21 protein-coding genes are annotated in these 25,042 nt (G+C 67.1%); 11 read left to right on the forward strand and 10 right to left on the reverse strand.

Translation table 11 applies throughout. The features are described from left to right. The first annotated feature begins 293 nt into the window (after positions 1–293). Together ACFT9I_RS34315 and ACFT9I_RS34320 are read left to right on the forward strand one after the other, a co-directional pair. Positions 294–1,889, forward strand: coding sequence for a CocE/NonD family hydrolase (locus tag ACFT9I_RS34315; protein ID WP_382571000.1), 1,596 nt, complete (start codon positions 294–296; stop codon positions 1,887–1,889). Positions 1,890–2,014: 125 nt separating this feature from the next. Next, positions 2,015–2,605: a TetR/AcrR family transcriptional regulator gene (locus ACFT9I_RS34320; protein WP_382571002.1), complete on the forward strand. Its 591-nt coding sequence runs from the start codon at positions 2,015–2,017 to the stop codon at positions 2,603–2,605. Between the two features lie 90 nt (positions 2,606–2,695). On the opposite strand, the gene ACFT9I_RS34325 is transcribed toward ACFT9I_RS34320, so the two are convergent. Further along, a complete protein-coding gene (locus ACFT9I_RS34325; RefSeq protein WP_382571004.1) occupies positions 2,696–3,550 on the reverse strand; it encodes an alpha/beta fold hydrolase in 855 nt (284 codons plus the stop codon). A gap of 471 nt (positions 3,551–4,021) precedes the next feature. Between ACFT9I_RS34325 and ACFT9I_RS34330 the strand changes: the two genes are divergently transcribed. Next, positions 4,022–4,882 (forward strand): alpha/beta hydrolase, encoded by an 861-nt coding sequence (locus ACFT9I_RS34330; protein WP_382571005.1) that lies wholly within the window; start codon positions 4,022–4,024, stop codon positions 4,880–4,882. Positions 4,883–4,983: 101 nt separating this feature from the next. On the opposite strand, the gene ACFT9I_RS34335 is transcribed toward ACFT9I_RS34330, so the two are convergent. The 8 genes from ACFT9I_RS34335 to ACFT9I_RS34370 all read right to left on the reverse strand — a co-directional run bounded on the left by ACFT9I_RS34335 (position 4,984) and on the right by ACFT9I_RS34370 (position 11,767). Further along, on the reverse strand, positions 4,984–5,775 hold the full coding sequence (locus tag ACFT9I_RS34335) for an alpha/beta fold hydrolase (RefSeq protein WP_382571006.1): 792 nt from the start codon (positions 5,773–5,775) through the stop codon (positions 4,984–4,986). 41 nt (positions 5,776–5,816) lie between these two features. Further along, positions 5,817–7,028 carry a thiolase family protein gene (locus ACFT9I_RS34340; RefSeq protein WP_382571008.1) on the reverse strand — a complete coding sequence of 404 codons (1,212 nt, stop codon included), beginning with the start codon at positions 7,026–7,028 and terminating at the stop codon, positions 5,817–5,819. After that, positions 7,028–7,672, reverse strand: a complete 645-nt coding sequence (locus ACFT9I_RS34345) for a CoA transferase subunit B (RefSeq protein ID WP_382571010.1) — start codon at positions 7,670–7,672, stop codon at positions 7,028–7,030. The genes ACFT9I_RS34340 and ACFT9I_RS34345 overlap by 1 nt, the downstream gene beginning before the upstream one ends. Next, positions 7,672–8,454 carry a CoA transferase subunit A gene (locus ACFT9I_RS34350; protein WP_382571011.1) on the reverse strand — a complete coding sequence of 261 codons (783 nt, stop codon included), beginning with the start codon at positions 8,452–8,454 and terminating at the stop codon, positions 7,672–7,674. Before ACFT9I_RS34350 ends, ACFT9I_RS34345 begins: the two co-directional genes overlap by 1 nt. Before the next feature lie 39 nt (positions 8,455–8,493). Beyond that, the gene (locus ACFT9I_RS34355; protein ID WP_382571013.1) at positions 8,494–8,784 is read right to left on the reverse strand and encodes a muconolactone Delta-isomerase; all 291 of its coding nucleotides are present in this window, start codon (positions 8,782–8,784) and stop codon (positions 8,494–8,496) included. A gap of 79 nt (positions 8,785–8,863) precedes the next feature. Then, on the reverse strand, positions 8,864–9,709 hold the full coding sequence (catA, locus tag ACFT9I_RS34360; RefSeq protein ID WP_382571014.1) for a catechol 1,2-dioxygenase: 846 nt from the start codon (positions 9,707–9,709) through the stop codon (positions 8,864–8,866). A 43-nt stretch (positions 9,710–9,752) separates the two neighbouring features. Then, on the reverse strand, positions 9,753–10,856 hold the full coding sequence (locus ACFT9I_RS34365) for a mandelate racemase/muconate lactonizing enzyme family protein (RefSeq protein ID WP_382571016.1): 1,104 nt from the start codon (positions 10,854–10,856) through the stop codon (positions 9,753–9,755). Then, positions 10,853–11,767 (reverse strand): LysR substrate-binding domain-containing protein, encoded by a 915-nt coding sequence (locus tag ACFT9I_RS34370; RefSeq protein WP_382571018.1) that lies wholly within the window; start codon positions 11,765–11,767, stop codon positions 10,853–10,855. Before ACFT9I_RS34370 ends, ACFT9I_RS34365 begins: the two co-directional genes overlap by 4 nt. A gap of 223 nt (positions 11,768–11,990) precedes the next feature. On the opposite strand from ACFT9I_RS34370, the gene benA reads away from it, so the two are divergent. From benA to ACFT9I_RS34410, 8 genes are all read left to right on the forward strand, one after another. Next, the gene (benA, locus tag ACFT9I_RS34375; protein WP_382571019.1) at positions 11,991–13,364 is read left to right on the forward strand and encodes a benzoate 1,2-dioxygenase large subunit; all 1,374 of its coding nucleotides are present in this window, start codon (positions 11,991–11,993) and stop codon (positions 13,362–13,364) included. Positions 13,365–13,382: 18 nt separating this feature from the next. Beyond that, positions 13,383–13,895: a benzoate 1,2-dioxygenase small subunit gene (gene benB / locus ACFT9I_RS34380; protein WP_382571020.1), complete on the forward strand. Its 513-nt coding sequence runs from the start codon at positions 13,383–13,385 to the stop codon at positions 13,893–13,895. Between the two features lie 32 nt (positions 13,896–13,927). Beyond that, positions 13,928–14,947, forward strand: a complete 1,020-nt coding sequence (gene benC, locus ACFT9I_RS34385; RefSeq protein ID WP_382571021.1) for a benzoate 1,2-dioxygenase electron transfer component BenC — start codon at positions 13,928–13,930, stop codon at positions 14,945–14,947. Then, positions 14,944–15,741, forward strand: coding sequence for a 1,6-dihydroxycyclohexa-2,4-diene-1-carboxylate dehydrogenase (locus tag ACFT9I_RS34390; RefSeq protein WP_382571022.1), 798 nt, complete (start codon positions 14,944–14,946; stop codon positions 15,739–15,741). The genes benC and ACFT9I_RS34390 overlap by 4 nt, the downstream gene beginning before the upstream one ends. A 190-nt stretch (positions 15,742–15,931) precedes the next feature. Beyond that, on the forward strand, positions 15,932–18,721 hold the full coding sequence (locus tag ACFT9I_RS34395; protein WP_382571024.1) for an AAA family ATPase: 2,790 nt from the start codon (positions 15,932–15,934) through the stop codon (positions 18,719–18,721). Between the two features lie 513 nt (positions 18,722–19,234). Then, the gene (locus tag ACFT9I_RS34400) at positions 19,235–19,993 is read left to right on the forward strand and encodes an SDR family oxidoreductase (protein ID WP_382571025.1); all 759 of its coding nucleotides are present in this window, start codon (positions 19,235–19,237) and stop codon (positions 19,991–19,993) included. Positions 19,994–20,075: 82 nt separating this feature from the next. Further along, positions 20,076–20,663 (forward strand): TetR family transcriptional regulator, encoded by a 588-nt coding sequence (locus ACFT9I_RS34405; protein ID WP_382571026.1) that lies wholly within the window; start codon positions 20,076–20,078, stop codon positions 20,661–20,663. Between the two features lie 419 nt (positions 20,664–21,082). Then, complete coding sequence (locus ACFT9I_RS34410; protein WP_382571027.1) at positions 21,083–22,720, forward strand: CocE/NonD family hydrolase; 1,638 nt, start codon at positions 21,083–21,085, stop codon at positions 22,718–22,720. Between the two features lie 536 nt (positions 22,721–23,256). Here ACFT9I_RS34410 and ACFT9I_RS34415 read toward each other — a convergent pair. Next, positions 23,257–25,023 carry a discoidin domain-containing protein gene (locus tag ACFT9I_RS34415; protein WP_382571029.1) on the reverse strand — a complete coding sequence of 589 codons (1,767 nt, stop codon included), beginning with the start codon at positions 25,021–25,023 and terminating at the stop codon, positions 23,257–23,259. Between the last annotated feature and the right edge of the window lie 19 nt (positions 25,024–25,042).

The raw sequence follows: 25,042 nt of genomic DNA on the forward strand, positions 1-25,042 counted from the left end.
CCCCCGCCGCGGCCGCTCCGCGTAAGCCCGAGGGGAGATCCCGGTGGTGGGTACCGTCCGCGGCGCCCGCCACCGGGCGCACCTGTCCGACGACCGTTCCGCAGCCTCATCTCTCCCCGCCGGCCCTCCGCCTACGCGGCCGGACTCGCCGGCCGTCTACGAAAGGACCCCCGATGCCTCGGTCACGTCCCCTCCACCCGGCCTCTCGCCTGGCCTCAACCGCGCTGGGAAAGCTGTGGCACCTGCCACCCAAGCGCAACCAGGTCCGTGTGACCCGAGCCGTGCCTGCCTTGATGCGCGACGGGACAGCCCTGCTCGCCGACCACTACGCGCCGGTCGTCCCCGGCCCGAGCCCGACAATCCTGATGCGCGGGCCCTACGGGCGCGGTTGGCAGCTCGGACTGCTCAACGCCCAGATCTTCGCTGAGCGCGGCTACCACGTCCTGCTGCAGTCCACCCGCGGCACCTTCGGCTCCGGCGGGCTCTTCCGACCCGCCGCCGATGAGCCGCACGACGCCCACGACACTGTCGTCTGGCTACGCGAACAGGACTGGTTCGACGGCCGGCTCGCCACCGTCGGCAGCAGCTACCTCGGCTTCACCCAGTGGGCGCTCGCCCTCGACCCGCCGCCCGAACTCGCCGCGTCCGTCGTGACCGTCGGCCTGCACGACATCGGCCGCGCTGCCTACGAACAAGGCCCTCTGGAGCTCTACAACACCCTGATGTGGGCCGAACTCCTCTCCCACCAGGAACGGAACAGCACGCTGTCGGGCATCACACGGATGATCCGCACCGAGCGCCGTCTCGCCCCCGCCCTGGCCCGTCGGCCCCTGCGCGGCGTCCTCGCCTCACTTGGCGAGCACGGGTCGCCCTGGTACGAAGAGTGGCTCGCCCACCCCGACCTGGATGCCCCTTACTGGCAGCCCCTGCGCGCCACCGACGCGCTGCACGGCATCACCGCTCCCACTCTGCTGATCGGCGGCTGGTACGACGCCTTCCTCACCCAGACCCTGGACCAGTACGACCTGCTGCGCGGCCGAGGCGTCGACACCGCCCTTGTCATGGGGTCATGGACCCACGTGAACATCGATCCGAAGGTCGTCCTGCCCCACACACTGGCCTGGCTCGACGAGCACGTCGCCCACCGCGCCCCCGCCACCAGCCGCCTGCGTGGCGCGCTGGTCCACGTCGGGGGCGCCAACCGCTGGGACCACACCCCCACTTGGCCGCCGGACAGTACTGGCGTGCGCACCTGGCATCTGCAGCCGGCCGGATCCCTCACCGAGACGCCTCCCGGCCCGGACGGTGCAACGACCACCCTGCACCACGACCCCGCCGACCCCACCCCCTCACCTGGCGGCCGCCTCATGGCGTTCGGAGGAGGCCCCCAGGACAACCAGGACACCGAGGCCCGGGAGGACGTCGTCACCTTCACCACACCGCCGCTGGCCCAACCCGTCGAAATCCACGGCGCCCCCGTCCTCGACATCCACCTCGCCTCCGACAATCCCGAAGCAGATCTCTTCGCCCGCCTGTGCGACGTCCACCCTGACGGCCGCTCGATCAGCATCACCGATCGCATCGTCCGCCTCACCCCCAAGGACACGCAGCCCGACCAGACCCGCATCGTCCGTATCACTCTCGACCCGACCGCCTACCACCTGCGACCCGGCCACCGCCTGCGCCTCCAGCTCGCCGGCGGCGCCCACCCGCGGTTCGCCGGCAATCCCGGCACCGGCGAAACAGCCACCACCAGCGCCCACACGCGTCCTGTCACTCACACCATCCACCACGATCAGGCCCACCTGTCCCGGCTCACGGTGCCGGCCGTGCCGCTGCCCCTGGACCTGCCCCCGGAGCAGGTCCAGGGGCAGGTCCAGGGGCAGTAGGACAGGGCTCGCAAGTGATCACCGCGAGGTGTGGCCCGTTGGCGCGCCGGCTGTACGGATCGCGCGCCCCGACCTCTTCTGACGCTGCGGGACAGTGCGTAAGGAACGTTCTATACAATAGGACGATGACCAGCATTGCGGACGGAGTGAAGCCGGCCCCCCGACCGTCGGTAGCGCGTGATCGGCTGCTCCGGACGGCCGGCAGACTGTTCTACGCAGAGGGAATTCGCTCGGTCGGAGTGGATCGCGTGATGGCGGAGGCCGAGGTCGCGCGTGGCACGTTCTACCGGCACTTCCAGGGCAAGGAAGATCTCGTACGCGCCTACCTGGAAGCTACCGACCAGGGGATTCGCGCGCGCGTGGCGGCCGCGGCCGCGGGGACGCGAGACCCTGCGGTCCTGTTGCTGCTCGTGGCGGACGACATCGGCGCGGAGTTGTGCGGCGACGGGTTCCGCGGATGTCCGTTCATCAACGCGGCCGCCGAATACGCGGACCGGCAGAGCCCCGTGCATCAGGCCGTTCTCAACCACCGCGCCTGGTTCCACCAGGTGGTGGAGGACGCGTTCCGGGGCGTCGGCAACTCCGCTCCCGCGCAGGCCGCCGACAGCATGGTCGCCCTGCGCGACGGGGCCATGGTTGCCGGCTACCTCAACGACCCGATGACTGCTCGCCGCACTCTGGCGCACGGCACGTCCGCGCTCCTCGCCGCGGGCTGACGCACTGCGGCCAGGAAAGCTGTCCTCGCGTGTCTGCCCCCACCGTGGCGGTAAGGCCACGGCGGGGGCAGACACGCGAAGGGGCAGGCGTCAGCGAGCGGTACCCCTGACGGCGTCCTCGATCAGGTGGGTGACGGCGCCGGGGTTGGTCAGCTGCGCGGCGTGAGGCGCGTCGACCTCGACCGTGTGGGCGTGTGCCCGCGAGGCCATGAATCGTTCGGCGGCCGGCGGGATGGCGTGGTCCTCCTTGGCGACCAGGTACCAGGACGGGATGGTCTTCCACGCGGGAGTTCCCGAAGGCTCTCCCAGCGCCTCTGCGGTGATCGGACGCTGAGTGGCAGCGAGTTCGGCGGCGTCGGTGCTGCTGAGACGGTCGCTGAGGAAGACGTCGCTGAACTTGTTGGGCTTGATGTAGAGATCGGTCCCGGTGGCGCCATCGTCCTGGGTGAAGGGGACTGCGTTCAGTGAGGTGGGCACAGGGGCGTCGGGGTCGTCGCTCAAGTGGCTGCCGGGGAACTTCGCGCTCACCGTGGCCGTGCTCTCACCCCGGTCCAGAGCGAAGGCGGCGATGTAGACGAGGGCCCTGACATTGGGGCTCTTGGTGGCCGCGTTCGTGATGACGGCTCCGCCGTAGGAGTGGCCTACCAGGACAACGGGCCCGTGAATCGTCTTGAGGTAGTCGGCGAGGTAACGCGAGTCGCCGGACAGGCTGCGCAGTGGGGTGGGGGGAGCTGCGACTGGATAGCCCTCACTCTGCAGACGCTTGACGACGCTGCTCCAGCCTGCGGAGTCGGCCCAGGCGCCATGGACGAGAACAACGGTCGGTTTGCGCGATTCCGAGGTGTGCGGGGCCGACGTGGCGGACGCCAACGGCGCCAGTACGGCGGCGAGGGCGACGCCCGCGATTCCGAGGGAGGCATGGGTGATCGTGCGGCGGCGAATCATGGCGCGTCTCCGTTTACAGGGGAAGGGGCCGCAGCGGGCGGTGGCGGCCTCACCGGGACGGGCATCTGCCAGGGCTGACGTTGCACCGAAACCCGTGTCGGGCATGTCGAGGACACACGTCGCAACCGGCCCTCCACCTCTAGTGGATGGAACGTTCTGTCTACTTCAACTTACCGAGCACCGGCACCGGAAGCAAGGAAGGAGACAGAACGTTCCAGACATTCACCAGGACGGGCCGGTACGCGGCGGTGGCGCCTCCGTTCTGGAACCTGACGCAACTCCTGTGCCACTCCACAGCACAGATAGCCGATCGAGGCCTCCGTGGTGGACAGAATGTAAGCGTGTTTCCTTGATGGGGGCTGATGCCACGCCAGTGGCCCACGAAAGGACAGAGCCATCTACATTCACCACCTTCTTCTTCCGAAGGCCGACCGCCCGAACGTCTCGGAGAAGAACGAGAAGCTCTCCCTGATGCGCATGCCGCTTCCCTCAACCCCCGAAGGGGTGTCCGCTCTGCGGGCGAGCGTGGGCGCGGATGCGGGGTCAGACCGTGCCGAGAACAAGGTCATCGACGGCCCGGGGGGTGAGCTGCGCCTGCGGATCATCCGCCCAGACGGCCCTGTCCGGGCCGTGTTTCTCAACGTTCACGGTGGCGGGTGGACCATCGGCGCTCCGGAACAGGACGACGCGTACAACGAGCGCACCGCACTGGCGACCGGTGTCGCCACTGTCAGTCCCGACTACCGCCTGGCGCCCGAACACACACTCGCGAACCAAGTAGCCGACGTCAACGCCGCGCTCGCATGGATCGCCCGGGTGGGGAATGAGGAGTTCGGCACCGAACGCATTCTCATCGGAGGCGCCTCCGCGGGAAGTCACCTTGCCTCACTGGCCGTGCTCCATGCGCGCGACGAACTTGGCATCATCGAGCGGGTCGCCGGTGCGAGCCTTCTCTACGGCGCGTACGACATCAGCGCATCCATCGCTGAGCGCCTCACCACGCCCCAGACCTTCGGCCTCACCGCTGAGTTCATCCGGGCCACCCGTCAGGCCATCGGCAGTGGAGATCCGGAGATCTGGCGGAACCCGAAATTCTCCCCGATCTATGCGGACCACTCGAATCTGCCCCCGGCCCTCTTCACCGTCGGCGACATCGACCCGCTGTTGGATGACTCCCGGTTCCTGGCCGCGCAGTGGAAGGCCGCAGGCAACGAGGCCCGTCTCGACATCTGGGCCGACGGCCCGCACGGCTTCCCGAATCTCATCTCCGAATTCAGCGAACCGGTCGAGGCGCGTATCAACGCCTGGATCGATTCGGTCCTCGCCTCCTGAGCGGTTTCCCGCCGGCCGCGCGGGTCCGGAGCGGTCGGCACCATCGCCTGAAGGGTGTGGAACCTTACGACGCCGTCACCGTTGGCCACGTAGTGGACCGGCTACCGCTGCCGCCAGGTGTCGAGGTGGTGGAGCAGCGAGAGTCTGACGGCTTCCGGCTGTTCCAGGGCGAGATGACCGGTAGCGATCACTTCCAGCACGGATCGAGGAATGCCGCCGGCGAGTTCCTCGGCATGCGCCAGGGGTGTGGCCACGTCGTGGGTACCGCCGATGATCAGTGTCGGAGAAGTGATCTTCGAGAGGCAGAGCCTGAGGTCATAGGCGGCCAGTGCGTCGCAGCACGCTGCGTACCCGTCGGGGTCGGTGGCAGCCAGGTCGGCCAGCAGTTCCCCTCCCAGGAGTGTGGCGGCGGTGTCCGGGTCGGCGAACCATCGTGAGGGGCTTGTGGTGAGCAAGGGCCCGATGCCCTTCTCCCTTACGAGAGCGGCGCGTTGTGCCCACGCCTCGGGTGGGCCGAAGTGTGCGGACGAGCAGATCAGTGCCAGTGAGTCGATGCGTTCGGGGTGTTGAGCTGCCAGCTGCGCGCCGATCGCGCCGCCCAGAGAGATGCCCGCGTAGTGGAAACGGTGGCGTCCCAGGCGATCGACGAGGTCGAGGACACCTGCGGCGAGTTCATCGACGGTGGTGCTCCCCGAATCCGGATCGCGCAACCGATCGGTTGGGGAGCCGCCGTGGCCTGGCAGATCGAAGCGCAGCACTTGGTGGTCGCGGGCCAGGCAGGCCAGTTGGGGTTCCCAGAGCGCCAGGGTGGTGCCGAGTGAGGGACCGAGAACAAGGAGAGGCGCTTGGGGCGGTCCGGACAGGACGTGATGCAGGGGTGGGGCAGAGGTCACGGCGACGGGCTCTTTCCGGTACTGAGGACGGGGAGTGGTGATCAGCGCTCCAGTACGAGGGCGAGTCCCTGGCCGACACCGATACAGAGGGCGGCAACGCCTACGCCCGAGCCCGCGGCCTTGAGCTGATGGGCGACCGCGCCGGCCAGGCGGGCGCCCGAGGCGCCGAGTGGGTGGCCGATGGCGATGGCGCCGCCTCGCGGGTTGAGAGTCGCCGGGTCCAGGTCGGGCCACTCGGCGACACACCCGAGAACCTGGGCGGCGAAGGCCTCGTTGAGTTCGAGCGTGGTCAGGCCGGCGAAGGAGCGCCCCGCTCGGGCGAGCGCCCGGTTCACTGCTCCGACGGGAGCGAGACCGAAGTACTGCGGCTCGATGGCGGAGACGGCGGACGCCGAGATCCTGGCGAGGGGTTCTCGTCCGGTGGCTTTGAGTCCTTTTTCGTCGGCCAGCATCAGCACGGCCGCGCCGTCGTTGAGAGGGGAGCTGTTGGCGGCGGTGACTGTGCCGTTCTCTTTCCGGAACGACGGGGGAAGCTGGGCCATCGCCCGGAGCGAGGCTCCCTCCCGAACGCACTCGTCGTGGTCGACCCACAGGGCCTCGCCTCGCCGCTGCGGGACGGAGACGGGGACCACCTCGGGGTCGTACAGGCCGTCCTTCCATGCCTGGGCAGCCTTCTTATGGCTGCCCAGTGCGAATGCGTCCTGCTGCTCACGCGTGATGTGGTGTTTCTCCGCGATGAGTTCCGCGCTTTCGCCCAGCGGGACGGTCCACTGCGGCTCCATGGCTGGGTTGACCATCCGCCAGCCCAGTGTGCTGGAGTACAGCTCTTGGTGTCCGGCGGGGAATGCCCGGTCGGGCTTGGGCAGGACCCAGGGGGCGCGGGTCATCGACTCGACTCCGCCGGCCAGGGCGATGGAGACGTCGCCGAGCGCGACAGCCCGCGCCGCCTGGATGACTGCCTCCAGCCCGGAGGCACAGAGACGGTTGACCGTGACACCGGGGACGGTCACGGGGAGTCCCGCAAGCAGCGCGGCCATACGGCCGACGTTACGGTTCTCCTCCCCCGCGCCGTTGGCGTTGCCGAAGAAGACGTCACCGATCAGGGAGGGTTCCAGGTCGGTACGTGCGAGGAGTTCGCTGATCACGTGGGCTGCCAGATCATCCGGCCGTACGGAGGCGAACTGACCGTTGTACTTGCCGACCGGCGTGCGGACGGCATCGACGACATAGACGTCTCTGTGTGCCTGAGCCATTACGAGACTCCTCCGGCGAGCCTGACTTCGGCCGCGGTGTGGTCGATTATCTGCTGGGGTGTGACACCGTGCGCGGTCTCGACGAGCACCAGTCCGTCCTCCGTGACATCGAGAACGCCGAGGTCGGTGATGATCCGGTTGACACACGCCCGGCCGGTCAGGGGGAGGTCGCATTCCTCCACCACCTTCGAGCTGCCGTCCTTCGCCGTGTGCGTCATCACCACGACGACCCTGCGGGCGCCGTGGACAAGGTCCATGGCGCCCCCGATGCCTGTGATCAGTTTGCCGGGGACGGCCCAGTTGGCGAGATCGCCGCGAGCGGAAACCTGCATGGCGCCGAGCACGGCGACGTCGATGTGCCCCCCGCGGATCATCCCGAAGGAGAGAGCCGAGTCGAAGTAGGAGGCGCCGGGCAGGACCGTGACAGTCTCCTTGCCCGCGTTGATCAGATCAGGGTCGACCTCGTCCTCGGTGGGGTAAGGGCCGACGCCGAGGATGCCGTTCTCCGATTCCAGTACGACGTGGACCTCTTCGGGAACGTGGTTGGGAATCAGTGTCGGCAGGCCGATGCCGAGGTTGACGTATTCGCCGTCCTTGAGTTCGCCGGCCGCGCGGGCCGCGATCTCCTGTCTGCTCCACGCCATCAGTGGTGTACCGACTCTCGCGCTCGGGGCACGGACACCGTGCGCTGCTCGATCTGTTTGTCGCAGGCCTGCTCGACGGTGAGCGCGATGACGCGCTGCACGAAGATGCCGGGCAGATGAATCTCGTCCGGGTCGATCTCCCCTGGTTCCACCAGCTGTTCGACCTCGGCGATCGTGATCCGTCCGGCCATCGCAGCGAGCGGGTTGAAGTTGCGGGTGGACTTGTTGAAGACGAGGTTGCCGTGACGGTCGCCCTTGGCGGCGCGTACAAAAGCGAAGTCGGTACGGATGCTGTGCTCCAGTACGTACTGCGTTCCGTCGAAGGCGCGCACCTCTTTGGGCGGTGAGGCAATCGCCACACCGCCTTCGCCGTCGTACCGCCACGGCAGACCGCCCTCGGCGATCTGCGTACCCACTCCGGCCGGGGTGTAGAAAGCAGGGATGCCGCAGCCGCCGGCCCGCAGCCGCTCGGCGAGCGTCCCCTGCGGGATCAGCTCAACCTCCAGCTCACCGGCCAGGTACTGCCGGGCGAACTCCTTGTTCGCGCCGATGTACGAGCCGGTGACCCGGGCGATCCGACCGGCCGCGAGGAGTACGGCGAGGCCGGAGTCCATGGCACCGCAGTTGTTCGACACAACTCCGAGGCCGCTGGTCCCGCGCTCGTACAGTGCCTTGATCAGTACGTTCGGCACTCCCCCGAGCCCGAATCCGCCCACGGCGAGTGTCGCTGCGTCCCTGATGTCGACCACGGCCTGCGCGGCGGTGGCGACCTCCTTGTCCATCACAGTTGAGCGTGCCTTTCGTCTGCGTGCCGAACCTGCTCAGGCGGCTGCCGCCGCCAGGTCGGACGGGTGCAGGGCGAGGGGGGTGACCTGGATAGTCATGTAGGGGAACAGCGGCAGCTTCCACAGGACGTCGTGCAATGCCTCGTTGCTCTCGACGTCGAAGACACTGAGGTTGGCGTACTGCCCGACACAGCGCCAGATGTGTACCCATACACCGCTCTTCTGGAGCTCGTGGCAGTAAGCCTTCTCCTGTGCCACGAGTTCGCTGCGGGCCTGGTCCTCGAGGCCTTCAGGAATCGCGACGTCCATCGTCACTGCGAACAACATGCGGGTTTCCTCTTGCTGGGTGGGGGCGCGTCCGCCGGCGGACGACGGGGAGGCCAGGTTTCACCACCGGGCTCGTTCGTCAGTCCCGGTCGAGTGTGAAGTTGTAGGTGACTTCGTTTCCGCCGCCGTCGGATGCCGGCGCGGGGCTCAGGATCAGCTCCGGCTTGACCGCCGAGGCGATGTCGTCCTCGACGTGGGTTCCGCCGTGGAAGTAGAGCTGTGTGGTGACGAGTTGATGCCCGGGTGCCGAGACCTTGAGGTGCAGATGTGCGGGGCGCCACGCGTGCCAGCCCGCCGCCGTGATGAGCCGGCCGCAGGAGCCGTCAGTGGGTATCTGGTAGGGCGCGGGCTCCACGGTATGAATCTTGAACAGGCCCTGTGCATCGGCGATGACCGTGCCGCGCAAGTTCCACTCCGGCAGGCCGGGCGCGAACTGCGAGTAGAAGCCGTCGGAGTCCGCATGCCAGATTTCGACCTTGGCGCCGGCCTGCACCTCACCGTCCACGTTCGTGACCTGCCCCTGGAAGAGCAGGGGTGTGCCGCTCTCGTTCTCCCGGGCGGGAAGTGTGGCTTCGCTGGGGAGCTCCGGGGAGCCCTGAACGTAGTAGGGGCCCTCGATGGTGCCTTTGCTGCCGCCGCGGTTCTCGTTGGCCACCTCTTCGACGACATGCTCGAGCCACACGTCGAGGAAGAGAGGCCACTCTCCGTCGAGCCCTACCTGGATGAGCCAGGACTTGAGGACGTCGTACTCGGCGTAGGTGACCTTGTGGCGGCGGATGATCTCGTGCACGGCGCCGATGAGTTCACTCGCGAGGAGATCGATCCGCTTGGTGTCGGCGGCGGTCTCCTCACGCTGCCGGTTACGGAAACGTTCGGTTGCGGCGGCGCCTGACGCGGCTGCGGTGGCGGTGTTTGCCTCAGTCATTGCGGGTTCCTGTTCTGTTGTTTCCTGGTGGCTACGGACCGGCTCACAGATCCTGGCGGTAGCGGGCGAGCTTTTCGGGGGCGATCTCGATGCCCAGTCCCGCGCCCTCGCGGATCCGCAGGGTTCCGTTCTCGATCTCCAGCGGTTCTGCGAGCAGGTCGTCGCTCATGTCGAGGAAGTTGGAGAGTTCCCCGGCCCGCTGAGCCGTGAGCCGGTGGGCCGCGCCGAAGGCGGCCGAACACAGCGTGCCGATCTGGCCGTCGATCTGATTGCCCAGAACGACCTCGACTCCGAACCCTTCGCACTGGTGGAGCACACGCTGGGATGCGGTGAAGCCGGTGCGAGCAGTCTTGATACTGATGGCCGTGGCCGAGCCGGAGAGCAGTTCGCGCGTCACTTCGGCCGGGCGTGTGGCGCTCTCGTCGGCGATGAAGGGGATGCGGGTCCGGGCCACCAGCCAGCGTCGGCTCAAGACGTCGTCGGCGGGGCACAGTTCCTCGGCGAAGGTGAGGTCGAGATCCTCCATCGCCCGCAGGGCCCGCGCGGACTCCGAAGCGGTCCAGCCGCGGTTCCCGTCGATGTAGAGCTCGACGTCGGAGCCCAGTGCCGTACGCAAAGCGCGGCATGCCGCGACGTCGTCGGTGAAGGGTTTCCGTCCGACTTTGACCTTGAAGGTGGTGACACCGTAGGTGCTACGGATGTGTTCGGCCTCGGCGACCATCTGGTCGGCGGGCGCGAAGCCGACCATGTGCGAGACACGCATGCGATCGGTGTATCCGCCGAGGAGCTCGGTCACCGGAATCCCGGCTGCCTGGCCGATGATGTCCCACAGCGCCATGTCCATGGCTGACTTGGCCGCAGGGTTTCCGACGGTTCGGTCCAGCTGTTCGTGGATCAATTCCCTTTCCAGTGGGGAAAGGCCCAGGATCTGCGGTGTGAAAATTTTCTCGATCACGGCGATTATGGACTGCTGCGTCTCGCCGTAGGTGAAGGGCCGCGGCGGGGCTTCCGCCGTACCGACAAGCCCGCTGTCGGTGTGGACTCGCACCAGGACGTGTTCGGCAGCGTGCACCTCGCCGCTGGCAAACTTGAGCGGCTTCCTGTAGGGGATCGAGAACGGAATAGAGTCAACCCTGGTTATTTTCACGCGGTTCCTCGGTGCACTTCACTCTCGATAAACACGTTGTTTCTTTCCAGGACGGTCAAAAACCTTTGGAGAAGAGCAGACTTGTCATCCTCGCGCCAGGCCATCGCAAGGCTCACCGGCTTGGCGTCCTTCATGGTTTTGCAGACCACGCCCTCTCGCGGTGCCGATCGGATGGAGTCCGGGAGGAGGGTGACACCGAGGCCGGCGGCGACGAGTGCGAGCGCGGTGGAGGTCTCGGTGACCTCGTACGCACAGTGCGGATAGAAGTCGGCCGCGAGACAGCTCCTGACGACCGCGTCGTTGACGACTGAACTCAGAGCCGATCCATACATGATGAAGTCCTCCTGCCACAGCTGCTCGACACTCACCTCCCCCGCGTCGGCCAGCCAGTGGTCCTGGGGGACGGCGAGGACCAGGGGCTCGTGCGCGATGGTGCGATGGGATATTCCTTCACGTCTGGTCGGAGGGCGCAGGACGCCGATGTCCAGACGTTTTTCACACAGCCCCTCTTCCTGAGCCGGTGTGAGCATCTCCGTATGCACCTCGAGCACGACTCCGGGCAACTCCCGCTTCATGAGCCGCGCCAGTGCCGGGAGCTGACGGAAGGAAGCGGATCCGGTGAGTCCGATGCGCAGCACTCCCTCGGCCCCGCGGGCGAAGCGTCCGGCCCGGTCCACCGCCTCGTCCAATGACCTCAGGATGTTCAGAACGTCCGTACGGAAAACCTCTCCGGCGCTGGTCAGGGCTACCTGTCGCGTAGTCCTGGTAAATAAAACCACGCCGATTTCTGATTCAAGTTTCCGAATCGCCTGCGAAAGCGGTGGCTGAGCCATATGAAGCCGCTCGGCGGCCCGGCCGAAATGTTTGGTATCGGCCACGGCGGCGAAATAGCGAAGGTGCCTCAGTTCCATTTTCTTCTCCGCATGGATTGCCTCTCATCGTAGTGAGGGATTCCCCCGTCCACAAATATCCGATGTCAGCTTATTGAGAGGCTGGAGATATCAATACCCCCCTTGGTCAACCCTGGGGAAACACCTAGGGCCATGTCTTCATCGCGCTGTCATCGTGCTGAAAAGAGCCCGTCACCGAACAGTCGCCGGCTCGCGGCGACGCGGACGCAAGTGTGGAGGGACCATGGCCGAGGCCCACAGCAGTGCGCGGACCATCCTCGAAGACGCCCTGGTGGAGGACGCGGAGAGTGGGACGTACCGTGTCCGCCGCTCCGTCTTCACCGACGAGGAGCTCTTCGAGCTCGAGATGAAGCACATCTTCGAGGGCAACTGGGTCTATCTCGCGCACGAGAGTCAGATCCCCGAGATCGGGGACTACTTCACCACGTACATCGGCCGCCAGCCCGTGGTCATCTCGCGGGACAAGCAGGGCGAGTTGCACGCGCTCATCAACGCGTGCAGCCATCGCGGCGCGATGCTGTGCCGCAGGAAGACCGACAACCGCACCACCTTCACCTGCCCTTTCCACGGATGGACCTTCAACAACACCGGCAAGCTCCTCAAGGTCAAGGACCCGCGTGGGGCCGGTTATCCGGAGCAGTTCAACACTGACGGTTCACACGACCTGACCAAGGTCGCGCGGTTCGAGAGCTACCGCGGCTTCCTCTTCGGGAGCCTCAGGGCAGATGTGAAGCCGCTGGCCACGCACCTCGGTGAGGCGGCGAAGGTCATCGACATGGTGGTGGACCAGTCTCCTGAGGGGCTTGAGATCCTGCGCGGCTCGTCGAGCTACACGTACGACGGCAACTGGAAGCTTCAGACGGAGAACGGGGCCGACGGCTATCACGTCTCGGCGACTCACTGGAACTACGCCGCCACCACTGCCCGCCGCACCTCCGGTGAGTCCACGAACGACACGAAGAACATGGACGCCGGGGGCTGGTCGAAGCAGAAGGGCGGCTTCTACTCCTTCGAGCACGGGCACCTGCTGCTCTGGACGAAATGGCTCGACCCGAGCAACCGGCCGCTGAACGAACGGCGTGACGAGCTCGTCAAGGAGTTCGGCGAGGACAAGGCCGACTGGATGATCGGCGTGTCCCGCAATCTGTGCCTCTACCCCAACGTCTATCTGATGGATCAGTTCAGCTCGCAGATCAGGCACTTCCGGCCCATCTCTGTGGACAGGACCGAAGTCACGATTTACTGCATCGCGCCGAAGGGCGAGAGCGCGGAGGCCCGTGCGAACCGCATCCGGCAGTACGAGGACTTCTTCAACGCCACCGGCATGGCCACCCCGGACGACCTGGAGGAGTTCCGGTCGTGTCAGAAGACCTACCTCGCCGGCTCCGCTCCGTGGAACGACCTGAGCAGGGGGGCGGTGCACCAGATCAGCGGACCGGACGAGGACGCCGAGAAGGTCGGGCTCCATCCGGTGGCCAGTGGCGTACGTACAGAGGACGAGGGCCTCTACCCCATCCAGCACGGGTACTGGCTCGAAACCCTGCGCCATGCGCTGGAGACCGACCGAATCGCCGACGTCGCCCCCGCCGGGCACTGAACGACTGGGACCCAAGAGATGACTACCGCTGCCGACGCCGGGACCACCACTCTGGAGACGGTCCGTCAGTTCCTTTACCGCGAGGCGCGTTTCCTCGACGATCGGCAGTTCGAGGAGTGGCTCGACTGCTACCACACCGATGCCGAGTTCTGGATGCCCGCCTGGGCCGACGACGACGAGCTGACCCGCGACCCGCAGAGTGAGATCTCACTGATCTACTACGCCAACCGCGGGGGCTTGGAGGACCGGGTCTTCCGTATCCGTACGGACCGCTCCAGCGCGACCAGCCTTCCCGAGCCCCGCACCGGCCACAACATCACCAATGTGGAGATCACCGGCCAGGACGGTCCGCTGGTGGACGTGCGGTTCAACTGGTTCACGCTCTACTACCGCTACCAGAGCGTCGACACGTACTTCGGCACGTCCTTCTACCGCATCGATCTCGCCGACGACGCGCCGCTGATCACGAGCAAGAAGGTCGTCCTCAAGAACGACTACGTGCATCACATCGTCGACATCTACCACGTCTGAGCCTTCTCGGCCTGCCTGAAATGAGCACCTCCATGGCGCACCAAGTGGCCTTGAGTTTCGAGGACGGCATCACCCGCTTCGTCCGCTGTGACGCGGACGAGACCGTCGCCGAAGCCTCCTACAAGGCTCGCATCAACATTCCGCTCGACTGTCGCGACGGCGCGTGCGGCACCTGCAAGGTCTTCTGCGAGTCGGGCAGTTACGACGGCGGCGACTACATCGACGAGGCGCTCACCGAGGACGAGGCGAGCCAGGGATACGCGCTGCCCTGCCAGATGATGCCGCACAGCGATCTTGTGCTGCGTGTGCCCTCCACCTCGGCCGCCGCGAAAACCGGCGCCGCGAAATACACGGCCGCGGTCACCGGGCTGGAGCGCCTGTCCCGGACCACCGCCGGATTCACTCTGCGGGTCGACGACCGGGAAGCCCTGACGTTCCTGCCCGGCCAGTACGTCAACGTGACCGTCCCCGGAACGGATCTGGCCCGGTCGTACTCGTTCAGCACAGGTCCCGCTCAACGCGAGACGTCGTTCCTCGTCCGCCTCACCGACGGCGGTGCGATGTCGGAGTATCTGCGCGATCAGGCACAAGTGGGCGACCGGATCGAGTTCTCCGGGCCCATGGGCGGTTTCTTCCTCCGGCAGATCAGCCGCCCGGCCCTGTTCCTCGCCGGCGGTACCGGCCTGGCCCCGCTCCTGTCCATGCTGGAGCAACTGGCCCAGCAACCGCCCACCCATCCCATCCACCTGATCTATGGGGTGACGACAGATCAGGACCTCACGCACGTCGACACCCTGGACGACTACGTCGACGTGATACCCGGCTTCACGTTCGAGTACTGCGTCGCGGACGAGGCCTCGAAGGCCCGCAACAAGGGTTTCGTCACCAGCCTGATCGACAGCGGCACCCTCCACGGCGGAGCGGCGGATGTGTACCTGTGCGGCCCCCCGCCCATGGTCGAGGCCGTACGCACTCACATCACCGGCCTCGGTGTCACACCCGCGAACTTCTACTACGAGAAGTTCGCCGTCAGTACCGGAAGCGTTCAGTGAACGCCCCCCGGCACCAGCCGGGCCGCTTCGCGGGCAAGTCGGCTGTCGTCACGGGTGCCGCCCAGGGAATCGGCCTCACCGTTGCCTCGCGTCTGGCGGTTGAAGCGGCAGACGTGGTGTTGGTCGACCGGTCCGAATTGGTCCACGAGGTGGCCGCGGAACTGGTGGACGCCGGCGGCAAGGCACACGGTGTGTGCGCCGATCTCGAACATTACGAAGGGGCGGCGCGGGCGGTCGCCGAGGCTCACCAGAAGCTTGGCCGGATCGACTGTCTGATCAACAACGTCGGCGGCACCATCTGGGCCAGGCCCTACGAGCACTACACACCCGAGCAGATCCAAGCAGAGATCCAGCGTTCCCTCTTCCCCACACTGTGGATGTGCCGGGCTGTTCTTCCCTGCCTCATCGACCAGGGCAGCGGCACCATCGTCAACGTGGCCTCGGTCGCCACCCGGGGTGTGAACCGCCTCCCCTACGCGGCAGCCAAAGGTGGCGTCCACGCGATCACGACGTCCCTCGCCATGGAGGTGGCTCAGTACGGGATCCGCGTCGTGGCCACCGCGCCCGGGGGCACCGAGGCACCAGTCCGGCGGGTCCCCCGCGGGCCGGCCGCAGCAGACGCCAACGAGCGCGATTGGTATCAACAGGTCGTCGACCAGACGGTGTCGTCCTCCCTGCTGAAGCGGTACGGAACCCTTGAGGAGCAGGCGGCAGCGATCGTTTTCCTCGCCTCTGACGAGGCTTCCTACATCACCGGCACGGTCCTTCCCGTCGCTGGTGGCGATCTCGGGTAGGCGGGGGCTTGGGAGCTTTGTCGCGGATCGAGCGGCGCCAGTAGGTGCGACCGGACAGGTCCTGCGGGTACCGGATCCGCTTCGCCTCCCGCGCGGCGGGAGTCACCGTTTCGCGCCCGGGCCCCCGGTGTGCTGTGCGAGTTTCACTGTGCCGCGACCGGCACTCATGACAGTGCTAGCGTGCCGGGAAATGGATAGCTATCCGTACTCGCAGGGCCTGGTCGGCCGGAGCCGCGAGGTCGCCCAGCTCGACCGAATGCTCACTGCGGCCCACTCAGGCCATCCTTCGATAGCGCTGATCGATGGACCACCCGGCTCCGGCAAGACAGCTCTCGTCAATCACTTCGCCGCCTCCCGTACGTCGCTGCGTGTACTGCGTGCCGCCGGAGTGAGCTGGGAGTCCGGCGAGCCTTTCGGGGTGGCCGGACAGCTGGCACGGGAATGCGGAGAGGAGTGGGACGGCGGGCAGGCGGAGCCTGATGCCGGCCCGGTGGGTGTCGGGCTCCGTCTGCTGGAGCTTTGGGAGAGAGCCCAGGAGCAGGGCGGCCTGCTGATAGTCGTCGATGATGCCCACTGGGCCGACCTCGACTCACTGCGGGCGATGCGCTCCGCCGTACGCAGAATGTCCAACCAGCGGATCCTCATCGTGCTGAGTGCCGCAGACGATCAGTACAGTCGGATGACGGATCCGGTCAAGGAGTTCTTCGACAACTGCCGTCGTGACGCCGTGCACCTGGGACCGCTGAGTCCTGATGAGGTCAAGGCCCTGGCCGGCCGACGGAGTGGCACCAGTCTGTCCTCACCCGCGGCAAGGCACCTCCACCGTCACACTCGGGGCAATCCGCTGTACCTCGAGCAGCTCCTGGCTGAACTGCCGCCGGACACATGGCAGGACTGGCAGCCGGTCCTGCCCGCCCCGGCCCGTTACTCAGCCGAGGTACTGGTCCGCCTGAACCGGTGCACTGCTACGACCAGGGCCCTGGTGGAGGCCTGCTCCGTCCTGGCGGAGAAGGCCTCCACCGCCGACGCGGCACGGCTGGCCGGCATAGATGACCCGCTGCCCGCCGTCGACGAAGCCTGTGCCACCGGGCTGCTCAGCGCCGCGGTCGAGCCAGGTCTGGTTCTCCTGTCCTTCCCCCATCCCCTCGTACGGGCCTCGGTCGTGGGCTCACTCGGACTCACCGGACGCAGGCAGCTGCATCACGCCGCCGCACAGGTCGTCGAGGATCCGGTACGGCGACTGATGCACCGAGTCGCTGGGGCCTCCACAGCCGACCCGGCGCTCGCTGACGAGCTCGACCACTACGCCTCTGAGCGGGCCACCGCCGGCGAGTGGTCCTCGGTGGCCGATCTCCTCGTCAGGGCAAGTCGCCTGAGCTCGGCACGCGCCACGCGTCAGGAACGGCTGCTGCGTGCCGTCGATGCCATGATCGGTGCCGGAGACATCCCCCAGGCCGTCACATTCGCGGGTGAGCTGGAGAGCTTCCCGACGGGAACGCTGCGCGCCGTGGTGCTCGGTTACCTGGCGATCATGCGCGGGCGTCCGGCCGAGGCCGATATGTTCCTCTCCCAGGCCTGGCAGAGCTGCGACGCCGCACAGCGCCCCGACCTGGCGGCGCGTATCTGCCAACGGCGGGTCCTGGACGCGCTGGGGCGCTGGCACGCACCGGACCTTGTCATGTGGGCCCGCCGGGCCCTGGAACTGGTCGACCCGACCGACCCCTCCGCCGTTGAATCGAAAGCCATCGTGGGGCTCGGGCTGGCAGCCATGGGACGGCCCGCAGAGGCCGTGGCCGCTTACGAGTCAGCCGCCGCCAGTACGATCGGCAGCGCCCAGTTGCAGCGATTTCAGCTGGGCCGCGGCTGGCTCGACCTCGCTCTGGACGCCCCCGAAGCCGCGCGAAGAGAACTCGAAAGCGCCGTTCCCACCGTCTACCGCATGGGGTCCACCCGTATCTCCCTGTGGGCACAGGGCTGGCTGGCGCGTACTCAGCACGCGATCGGCGCATGGTCCGAGGCGCTGGAAACGGTGGAACGGGCCGCCGCCCACCTGGCCGAAGTCAGGATCGAGATGGTGCGGCCCCTGATCCACTGGACCGGCGCCCAGATCCATGCGCTCCGCGGCGACTGGGACAGTGCTGACCGGCATCTGGAGGCGGCATCCGTCGGCATGCACCACTACGAGGTCATGCTGTTGCCGGCCTGCCTGGCACGTGCCCAGGTGGCCGAAGCGCAGGGCGACTACGAACGGGTACTTGAGGCACTCGCCCCGGTGGTCGGCCTTCCCTCGCGCGACGGCATCGACGAGCCCGGCTTCTGGCCCTGGCAGGACATCTACGCCAACGCCCTGGTCATGACGAACCAGGTCGCCGAAGCCGATGCTTTCCTCCTTCCGCACGAAAAACTCGCGGCCAGCCGCACGCACCACGCCACGATGGCCAGGCTCGGCCTCGCCCGCGGCCGCGTAGCCGGTGCCCTGGGCAACACCGACGCTGCCCGCACCCACTTCGAAGCGGCGCTCACCCATCTCGCCCGCCTTCCGCTCCCTTATGACCGGGCCCGGGTGAACTTCGCCTACGGCCAGACCCTGCGCCGGGCAGGCAAACGGCGCGAGGCCGACACGGTCCTCAAGAACGCGCGAGACGGCTACACCGCGCTGGGCGCCCTGACCTACGTCGAACGCTGCAACCGGGAACTCAAAGCCGGGGGGCTCCGCACCGCCCACGACACACCCGGCGGCACCCGGCTCACCGCCCAGGAAGAAGCAGTTGCCAGGCTGGTCTCACAGGGCGCGAGCAACCAGGAAGCGGCCACAGAGCTGTTCATTTCCGTCAAGACCGTGCAGTACCACCTCACCCGTATCTACTCCAAGCTGAACCTCCGCTCCCGCAGCGAACTCGCCGCGCAGTTCCGGCCCACCGACGACGGCGACCGACCACAGACCGGGCGCTCCGGGGCCACCCGTCCACCGCGCCCGTAGGGCACGCCTCCACGACAAGACCCACAAGTGAACCCAAGAGTCCGATTATGCTACGCTCAAAGAGCGCGAAAAAAGCGCTTTAGCCGGGTTTGGCTGTTGATACTGGACGCGGCCATGCACGCCTCAGTAGTGCCGCCGACCGAACCAGGCGGCACCCTTCGAAGAAGAAGGGATCCAGATGCGCTTCCGAGCCGCAGCCGGTCCGCCACCACTCGCCTCCATGGACCGTGCCGACACCGAGCGCCCTCCGCCCGCTCGACGATCACGACCGGCCTGATCCGGCAACTCCCGGCACAGAGCAGGCTCAACGAACTCTTCGCCCCACAGGCGCGCCTGGACCGCTGGCTGCCAGGTTCCCGCGCCGCGTGTCCGCTTCGACACGCTCACCCTGCGCGCTACACCTGATCGCGGGACCGTCGTCCCCGCGATGCTCCTGGTGCTCTTCCCACCTTTCGGCGCGTGTAGCGCTGGGTTCTCCACAGTCGGCGCTCCCAGCAAAGAAGGATGCACAACGTGAGCACCACCCAGCTGAACGGCAAAATCGCACTCGTGACCGGCGCGGCACGGGGCATGGGCGCCTCCCACGCGCGGGCTGTCGTCGACAACGGCGGCAAAGTGGTGATCGCCGACGTTCTGGATACCGAGGGCGAGGCATTGGCGGACGAACTCGGCGCCGAGAACGCCGTCTTCATCCACCTCGACGTCACCGACGCCGATCAGTGGGCCACTGCCGTGCAGTGCGCCGTCGACACCTTCGGCGGCCTCAACGTCCTGGTAAACAATGCGGGCATCAGCAACTTCGGCCCCTTGGGCTCCTACCCCCTGGAGAGTTGGAACAAGACCCTCGCAGTCAACCTCACCGGCCCCTACCTCGGCATCACAGCGGCCCTCGACGCACTGAAGGCTTCCGCCCCCTCCTCGGTCATCAACGTGGGATCCGGCTCCGCTTTCCAGGGCCAGGCCGCCCTGCACGGTTACACCGCCTCCAAGTGGGGGGTACGTGGCCTGACCCGTTCCGCTGCCCTTGAGCTCGGCCCGTTCGGCATCCGCGTGAACGCCGTACACCCGGGATACATTCGCACCCCCATGACCGAAGCCCTCGGCGATCAGCCGACGCCTCCCGGCCCCCTGGCCCGCGCGGCCGAGCCCGAAGAGGTCTCCAGCGCGGTGATCTACCTGGCGGGCGACGCCTCAAGCTTCTGCACCGGCGCCGATTTCCTCATCGACGGCGGACTCTCGGCGGGCCCCTTCACCGGCTCCATCGAGCCCTAGAACCAGCTCGGAGCTGAGGGCCGCGGCTCGGCCCTCAGTTCCGCGTCGCCTCGCACTGCGTGAAGCAGGCACAATGGCGACCATGCAGTCCTCCGACCCCATGCACGCGAGCCCTGCGGCAGCAGGCTGGCAGGAACGTCGGTCCGATGCGCGCCGGAACCACGAGCGGATCGTCATCGCCGCACTGGAACTCTTCTCCGAGCGCGGCCTGGACGCCACCATCCCGCAGATCGCCGCACGGGCGGGAGTCGGCAAGGCCACCGTCTACCGGAGCTTCGCCACCAAGGCCGATCTCGTCGCCGCCTTGGTCCAGTACCAACTGCAATGGGTCGAAACGCGCTGCGACACCGCTCTCGATGATTTCGCTACCGGGCGTACCACCGCGTACGACGCCCTCACCGCCCTCCTGCACGACGTGAGCCAGCGCCTCGCGGGCGACCGCCTCCTCGCCGACACCATCCCCGAGGATGCCCATTCGTCGTACCCGGACGTGGTCGGAACTCTCTTCGAGAGGGCAAAGGAGGACGGACAGGTCCGGTCCGACGCGACGCCGGAGGAACTGCGGCTGCTTATCGGCGGGTTCGCACAGCAGCTGCGGCGGCTGGACGCCCACGACCCGGCACAGTGGGAGCGATTCACCCAGCTAGTCCTCGACGCGTTCCGCCCCTGACCCGCTCCTGCGGCACCGGCGGACGCCCTGGCCGACGACGGCAGGCATCCAGGCGGGGACGACGGGCCGGATTCCCCATGACAGCGTTACGCGCCCCCTCACCGCACCTGATCGGTTCGCGCTCCCCCTTCAGCGGGGGCAAGCTGGTGAGCACCCGCGATCGCGTCAGTCCACCTGTGCGCCCGCCGGGGGAGGGCCCACCGGCCAGGCTCCCCTCACCAGCGCAACAGCCCCGCATCAACCTCCTTCCTCGCGTCGCCGCGCCGTACCGCCGCCCGCCGTTCACGGTTGGCCGTACAAGTGGACCGGTTGATTCAGTTGAAGTAGCCTAAAAGGACCCTAGGGTCCACTTGTCGCGCAGGACCCTCCCGGCCTCCGGCCAGCGCTGGGGATGCCGATTCAAGAGTGAGGTTGGTTTCATGACCGCAGAACCCGTCGACTTCGTCCCGCCGAGTGCGGACCTGGGGCTGCCGCCCAGGCTGAACAGCTTCCACAAGGATGCCGGGCTGCGTGTTCCGACACGCGACGGCGAGTTCCTGATGACGGACGTGCTGGTACCGGAGACGGACGAGCCGCGCGGCACGATCCTGATCCGGTCGAGCTACGGCCGTGGGTACCCGTACGACGGCGTCTGGTCGCACCCTTACGCGGAACGCGGCTACCACGTCGTCATCCAGAGCGTCCGGGGCACTTTCGGCTCCACCGGCGCCTTCGAGCCGATGGTGAACGAGGTCGACGACGCGCAGGACACCGTGGCCTGGCTGCGCGAACAGTCCTGGTTCGACGGCCGGCTGGCCACCCTCGGCAGCTCCTACCTCGGCTACACCCAGTTCGGACTGCTCATGGACCCGCCGCCGGAACTGCGGGCCTCCATCGTGGTGACCGGTCCGCACGACTTCGGCCGGAACTTCTGGGGCAACGGATCAGGAGCCTTCAGCCTGGAAACCTTCCTGATGTGGAGCGCCCTGGTGGGCCATCAGGAGCGGCCCGACGCGATGCGGTGGATGTCCACCATGAACGCGGGCCTCACCGACGCGTACCGGCATCTCCCGCTCAAGGACGCCGCCGAGCCCGTACTGGAAGGACTCTCCCCCTGGTACGAGGAATGGCTGAAGCACCCCGACCCGCACGATCCTTGCTGGAAGGCCTACGATCTCGGCAAGGCGTTGCATCAGGTCACAACCCCGACACTGCTGATCGGCGGTTGGTACGACCTCTTCCTGGACCAGACGTTCACCCAGTACGAGACACTGCACACCCGGGGCATCGATGTCGCGCTGACCATCGGCCCCTGGTACCACGGGGACGCGGCAATGGCCCCCGCCGTCGCACAGCAGGCTCTCGCCTGGCTGAACGAGAACGTGTCGGGCGTCGGCTCCCGGACTCGGCCGCAGCCGGTACACGTGGCCCTCACGGGCACCGAACCGACCGTCTGGCGGGATCTGCCGGCCTGGCCCCCCAAGTCGGACGAGCACACCTTGCATCTCGCACCGGAGGGCCGGCTCTCGACCGCTGCCACCGACGGCAGCACGGTGTCCGCCTTCACCTACGACCCCAGTGATCCGACGCCTTCCCTGGGGGGACGGGCCGGCCTCCCCGGAACGGTCGACATCACCGTCGACACCTCCGTCATCGAGGGTCGTGACGACGTACTGACCTTCACCGCTCCCCCGGCAACCGGCCCACTGGACATCCTCGGTGCACCTGTCACCGAGCTGATCCTCAGTGTCGACAACCCGCACGCCGACGTATACGTCCGGCTCTGCGACGTCGCGCCCGACGGAGCCTCCCATCACATCACCGACACACTGATCCGCCTCGACCCCGCCGTGCCCGTCGGTGTGGAGCAGCACCTCACCCTCACCCTCGATCCCTGCGCACACCGGCTGAACACGGGGCACCGCCTGCGGTTGCAGATCGCGGGTGGCGCCCACCCCCGCTTCGCCCGCAACCTCGGCACCGACGAACCACTCGCCACAGCCACAACTCTGCGTCCCTCCCGCCACACCATCCACCACGTGGGCTCACGCGTCTCCATCCCTGTCACCCCGAGCTGATCCTGTGGCGGGTGCCGGATTCTCCCCACCCGGCACCCGCCGCTTTCGTACCCGTCAAGAGCGCTTCCGAGGGCCAGGAGCAGAGGCGAGGCGGACCGAGTTACTGGCAGCGTCAATCGCCTGGTTGACGGCCGGGGACTGATGGCGCTGCCATCGCCGGCAGCGCCGTACGTGCGCACACCGAACAGCGTCCGGAGGTGTCTGCCCCTTCGGCCGCCTGTGCGGGAACAGGAGCGATCAGCTCTCCTGTTCACACTCCGGCTGCCCGCTTCAACGGGTGACCTCGGCTCGTGGCAGGGGTGCGGGGCAAACCAGCGGGGTGGTCGTACTGCTGGCTTCTCATGGTGCGTCGGCTTCCCCGCACGACCGGCGGAAGTGACCGGGACCCGCCCGTAGAGGGGCAGGTCCCGGTGGGGTCGGCGTGCGGTCAGGCTGTTACTTGGCGGCCCGACGGGCGGTTGGCTGCTCTCTCCGATCGTCGACCGTGCTGCCTGTCCGCCCGTCGGGCCGACCTCGGTCCGCCTTGTTGCGCGCGGCTAACGTCGGGCGCCAGGAACGAGGTCCCCCGCCTTCATGTTGAGGTCGTTGAGGGCCCCTACCACCTGCTGCTGCGTCTTGGGTTCACCGGCGACGCTCCTGGCGGTGCCGAGCGTCTCGCGGAATGCCTCCCACGACTGCTGCGTGTAGTCCTTCGCCTTGAGCTTCGACGCCTGCCTGGTCTTGGCGGCTGCATCGACTCGTGTTTGTGTCGTGTCCGGTTCGTCAACTGCGGCGAGAACCTTCTTGCCCTCGACGGCACTCCGAGGAGAGTTGGCGGATGTCCTGGCATCCTGGTGGGACTTGTCCGCCTTGGTCTCGGCGTTGCCGATCGCCTGGGCGAGTTGGGTGAAGTCGACCTTCACGTCGGCGCCGACACCCTGCAAGCCCTTGATGGCCTTGACGAGTTGGGTCGCGCCCTTGTCGACCTCGGCCTGCGTGTGCTTCGTGTTCTGGCCCTCCTTCTTCAGGGCGTCGAGCAGTTCCTTGGCAGGCTTGAGCTTCTTCTTGAGAACCGTGAGGCTCTCCTTGGTGAAGGTGTCGGTCATCGTCGAGAGCGTGGTCGCCTGCTCAACGGCCGGCTCAAGCTTGGAGACGTTCAGCGGGATCAGCTTGTTCGCCTTGATCGTCAGCTCGTTGAGGCCACGGGCCCATTCGGCCCCCTTGTTGTGGATCATGTCCAAGCTGTCGTTGTTCTGCAGCTTGACGTAGCGGTACTTCTCCCCGGTGACGTCGTGAGCCTGGAAGCCGGGGAAGTTGTTCTGGTTGTTGTTGACGATCGTGGTCCAGGTCTTATTGTCGTTGGACCCCAGGATCGTGTATCGGTGGGCGTTGTCGGACCCGCTCACGGACTTGAACGACATGGCGATGTTCGTCAGGTCACGCTGCTGGCCGAGGTCCACAGTGACGTAGAACTTGTTGTTGCGGCCCTTGTACGTCTGCTCGGTGCCGTCCCAGGTCTCCATGTCCGAGTCGAGCCCGTTGAACGCCTGGCCGATGTCGTAGCGCCTGGAGATCCCCTGCTTCTCCAGCGGGCCGTCCGGGCAGGTCACCCAGTCGGTGTCGCCCGAGGTGCCGTTGGGGTCGAACTTGTCGCACTGGTAGAACTCGCCGGGCTTCTGGAAGAAGATCACGCGCGGTGTGTGATTGTCGGGGTCCACGTTGCCCAGGTCACCCTCGGCGGTGCTGATGCGAACGGCCTCCTCGGTGCTGTCCTCGGCGGCGACGGTGCCCTTGTCCAGGCTGATGCTGACCTTCTCGGAGTACTTCACCGTGACCTTGCCCGGCGCCGGCGCGTAGGAAGGCGCCTTGACCTCGACCCCCTCCTTGTCCTTGCCGATCAGCACCTGCTTACCGGTGGCTGCGCCGAGCCCCTTGGCGTCGTCGTCGATCGTCAGCGGAAGCCAGATGGTGGTCGAGTTCTCAAGATCGTTGACGACCCAGCGGCTGCCGTTGAAGAGATGGACGGGCTTGTCCTTGGTGCCCAGGCTCCACACGCCGCCGACCTGGCTGCTGTAGGTCGTGTTGTCGGCGAAGGGCTGCAGCGGCGTCCACTTCTTCTCGCCGTTGCGGTAGCCGTACTTGTCACGTGCCTCGCTGAGTCCGCCGGCGAGGTCGGCGGTGCGGTTGTCGGCGGTGCGGTTGTACATGGCCTGGTTCTTGTACCAGCCGGACTGGCCGGAGGTGAGGAGGTAGAACCGGGACGCGCGCACTCGTTTCGGACGTGGGCAGTAGCTGAACCTGGTCCGCTCCGACCACCGGGTCACGGTCCGCTCCGGGGACCGC

It is taken from the genome of Streptomyces sp. NPDC057137 (genome assembly GCF_042670825.1).
Lineage (GTDB): Bacteria > Actinomycetota > Actinomycetes > Streptomycetales > Streptomycetaceae > Streptomyces.